The 3,949-nt window shown below is 35.2% G+C and carries 4 protein-coding genes; all 4 read right to left on the reverse strand.

The features are described from left to right. A partial coding sequence (locus ACTTKP_RS11535) for an SPL family radical SAM protein (protein ID WP_442554047.1) occupies positions 1–968 on the reverse strand: 968 nt, incomplete at its 3' end. After that, positions 943–1,539: a hypothetical protein gene (locus tag ACTTKP_RS11540; protein ID WP_442554048.1), complete on the reverse strand. Its 597-nt coding sequence runs from the start codon at positions 1,537–1,539 to the stop codon at positions 943–945. The genes ACTTKP_RS11540 and ACTTKP_RS11535, both read right to left, overlap by 26 nt. Beyond that, positions 1,532–3,448 (reverse strand): ribosomal protection-like ABC-F family protein, encoded by a 1,917-nt coding sequence (abc-f, locus tag ACTTKP_RS11545; protein ID WP_442554049.1) that lies wholly within the window; start codon positions 3,446–3,448, stop codon positions 1,532–1,534. Before abc-f ends, ACTTKP_RS11540 begins: the two co-directional genes overlap by 8 nt. Positions 3,449–3,686: 238 nt before the next feature. After that, positions 3,687–3,949, reverse strand: a 263-nt coding sequence (locus ACTTKP_RS11550) for a hypothetical protein (protein ID WP_442554050.1), incomplete at its 5' end; no start/stop codon positions are given.

The raw sequence follows: 3,949 nt of genomic DNA on the forward strand, positions 1-3,949 counted from the left end.
TCGGTCAGTTTTTTATTTTCTACGAGGCCGTATGAATATACACCATTTTCAAGAGTATAAGGATAGTTTAAAATTATAGAATTTTCACGCTTTTTCTTCATTTTAGAAAGAAAATCCTTAGATACCCTGAAACTGCCTATGCTTATGTCCTTTAGAGCTTGTGCAGGGATTTCGGAAAAAACTCTGTTCAACATATCACTGTATAGATTTTCCCAGTCAGGTACTTTTAATATAGGATCAAAACAGAGCCTGAGACTTAGACCCAAGCTTATAGCGGTTTTAACGGCTTTAAGACGGCTATCAAAATCAGGAGTTTTATGCTCGTACTTTGTTGCAATCTCGGCAGGAGAGAGTGTCCATGCAAAAATAAAATTTTTAGGTATGATAAGCCCCTCATCCAAATATTTTTTAATAATGCCTATGTTTGCACTTTTTGTACGGCATTCAACAGTGAGGTTCTTATGTTTTGCAGTGTAAGATATAAATTCCTTTATAAAGCCTGTAATCCCTTCTAAAGCCAGTAAATCCGTATCATAAGAAATGCATATATACACAGGATGCTCGTTTAATAATTGGTCCAGTTCAGCAAAAATATCTTCTATATTTACAAAAATCACTATATTGGCAGAAGGATACATACCCATAAGATAGCAGTATTCGCAATCATAATAGCAGTTCATTATAAGTGAGGTATAGTAAAAATGTTCATTGCCGAAGTCCTCACATACCGGTGCACCCTCATATATAAGCCTTCCTTCTTTCTTCGCAATTATAAGCGAAGGAGAATGTTTGGCAAGCAGAAGATTCTGACCGGCAGGCGTAAAAACATCTTTGTAGTGATTTATGCTAATAACAGTGCTGTTTGGGAACTTATTTAAGATACTCGTTGTCTTAGCATTATTTTTGACTTTGTCTTCTACATAAATATGCGAAAAAGCTCTGTTAAGCAAGTCTTTGTCTGAGAACACTGAGAAACTCCTTTCTAAGCAGCTTTTTGTTGGCTTTGTCTTCTAAGTTTTGCTTGATTTCTTCTATTAGTCTGATAAGGTCTATTCCGGTAAGAAAGGCGTATTTTATCAGACTTTTTAATATAATAATTTCAGAGGAAGTGAAATTGTATTCTTTTATAAACTCAGAGTAAAATGAACTTTGGAGAAATTGTTCAAATGAAGAAGAAAGAGCTGTTTCTTTTATATCATTTTGGGCAGAGATTATAGCTTCTGCATATAAAATAAGTGTGTTAAGGTTGTATTGGCTATCTGTTTCTCCGCTTTGTACAGCTTCAAATATAAAAATATTTTCATGAGTAAAGTCTTTTCTCCGGTTTTGATAGATTTCATAAAGTTCATTGGACACAACTTCTTTTTCAAAACAGTGAAAATCTCCAAACAGAGCAGGGAAGAGAAAGGATGTCTCATCTTCCTTTGATATTTTATTGATGAGCTTTATATTGATAAAACTTTCACAATTTAACGGAGGGTTTATCATAATGATAGCCCCTCCGCTTATATTTATAATTCTAATATTTGTATCAGACATTTACGGACAACTCCTCCCATCTCTCTAAAAGGCTTTCTATGCGTTCGTCATTGGCAGTTTTTTGCTTATGGATTTCCATTAGTCTGCCGACATCTGAAGAGATAGCAGGGTTTAAGAGCTGTTGCTCAAATTCGGTATTTTCCTTTTCCAGTCTTGCAACTTCGTCTTCAATTCGTTTCAGTTCATTCTGTATTTTACGAAGTTCTTTTTGCTCTTCTTTTTGCAACTGCCAATTCTGCCTGTTGGCAGAAGTTTCATTTTGTACAATTTTATCAGAGTCAATATTATTTAAAAAGGCAGACTCTAAGGTGTCTTTTTTTTCTAAATAATAATCGTAATTGCCTATGTAATTAAGAAGCTGTTTGCCGGTAAGGTCAAGTATCCTGGTTGCTGTTTTATTTATAAAATACCTGTCATGGCTGACATAAAGCACAGTGCCTTCGTAGCTGTTAAGGGCATCCTCAAGAATCTCTTTAGATGTAATATCAAGGTGGTTGGTAGGCTCGTCAAGAAGTAAGAAATTTGCCTCAGAGAGCATTAGCTTTGCAAGGGAAACACGCCCCTTTTCACCACCGGATAAGGTGCCGATAAGTTTAAATACATCGTCCTTAGTAAAAAGGAAACTTGCAAGTACATTTCTTATTTCAGTATTAGTTAGATAAGGATATTCATCAGATATTTCGTTAAATAAAGTTTTATCTTGGCTTAGAACCTGATGCTCCTGATCGTAGTAGCCTATTTCAACATTAGTTCCGAGAGTTACCTTACCACTGTCTGAAGGTAGAAGACCGTTTATTATCTTAAGAAGGGTGGTCTTTCCGGTACCGTTACCGCCTATAATTGCAACTCTTTCACCTCTTTTTATTTCGAAGTTGATATTTTCAAAAAGAGTATAATCAAAGGACTTTGTTAAATTTTCTACATTTAATACATCTTTACCGCTTTGTTTATGGGGCTTAAGTGATATTTTCATAGAGGCATCTACTTCAGCAGGTTTATCTGTTTTTTCGATTTTACCCAGCATTTTTTCACGACTTTCAGCTCTTTTAATAGATTTTTCACGGTTAAAAGAACGGAGTTTATCTATTACGGCTTCCTGATGTGCTATTTCTTTCTGTTGATTAAGGTATGCCTTTAGTTCGGCTTCTCGCAAAGCCTTTTTCTTATTAGCATAATCTGTATAATTGCCCAAGAAGGTAGTTGCCTTACAGTTGTTAATCTCTACTACTTTTTCAGCAACATTGTCAAGAAAATATCTATCATGTGCAACTATGAGGACAGCTCCGCTAAAATTTCTAAGATAAGTTTCAAGCCAGCCTATAGCTTTCATATCAAGATGATTGGTAGGCTCGTCAAGCAGGATAATATCAGGTTTTGAAAGCAGAAGTCTTGCAAGGTAAGCTCTTGTTTTCTGACCACCGGAGAGAGTGTTTACCTTTCTGCTAAACTCATCTTCTTCAAAGCCGAGACCTTTTAATATACCGGTTATCTCACTTTTGTAGGCATAACCGTTTTTAAGCTCAAATTCATGCGTAACTTTGGAATATTCTTCGTAAACAGCATCAAGAGAAGTACCATCTGCTTGTTTCATTTTAGTTTCAAGACTACGCATCTTATCTGCCAGTTCAAGAATATCTTTTTTTACTTCAAGCATCACATCAAAGATGGTAAGTTCGGTATCTATGTTTTGGTGCTGTGCAAGATAGCCTATGGCAGCACCCTTTGCAAGGAATACATCTCCGCTATCGGAAGGCATCTCGTTCATGATTATTTTTAATAGAGTGGACTTGCCGGCACCGTTTATGCCTACGACAGCAACCTTTTCATGCTCATTTATGTGGAAACTGACCTCTTTAAGTACAGGGCCGGTTACAAATTCTTTTGAAATATTATTACAGGATAATACCATTCTTTCCTCCCGAATATTTGTTGTATACAAATATATTCTACTACACTATAACATATAAGTGCAAGTATGATGTTTTAATCATTAATTTAGATGAATTTGACTGAAATAAATTGTAATTGTATGGTATAAAGTACAAAATAGGTGTAAAATAAAGAAAAAGGTTCAAGGGGGGGAACAGTGTATGAGAAGATGTAGCAAGACAAGCATTTGTAGACGTAAAAAAAGAAGTAAATATAGTTCAATCGGCTGAGAATGGTATAAGGAATGTACTTCTTGCATTAGCAGTACCATTAATAATAAAAGGTGGACAAGCAGCAGTAAATAAAATAAAGACACCGGGAGTAAATAGAGCAGTAGGAGAAGTAGCAGAAAATGTAATAGGAAAAGGATTTAAGGAAACAAGCGAAGACGTAATAGAAGAAGTTGCAGAAAAAGGAACAAAAATACTAGTTAATAATGTTGATGATGTGATTTCTGATGGGGTTGGTAAAGCTAAATTTG

The organism is Catonella sp. (assembly GCF_052169795.1).
In the GTDB taxonomy this organism is placed as follows: Bacteria; Bacillota; Clostridia; order Lachnospirales; family Lachnospiraceae; genus Catonella.

Excerpts from the sequence above, each read along its gene's own strand:
- ACTTKP_RS11540 (WP_442554048.1), bottom strand. The coding sequence starts at position 1,539 with ATGTCTGATACAAATATTAGAATTATAAATATAAGCGGAGGGGCTATC.
- abc-f (WP_442554049.1), bottom strand. The coding sequence starts at position 3,448 with ATGGTATTATCCTGTAATAATATTTCAAAAGAATTTGTAACCGGCCCT.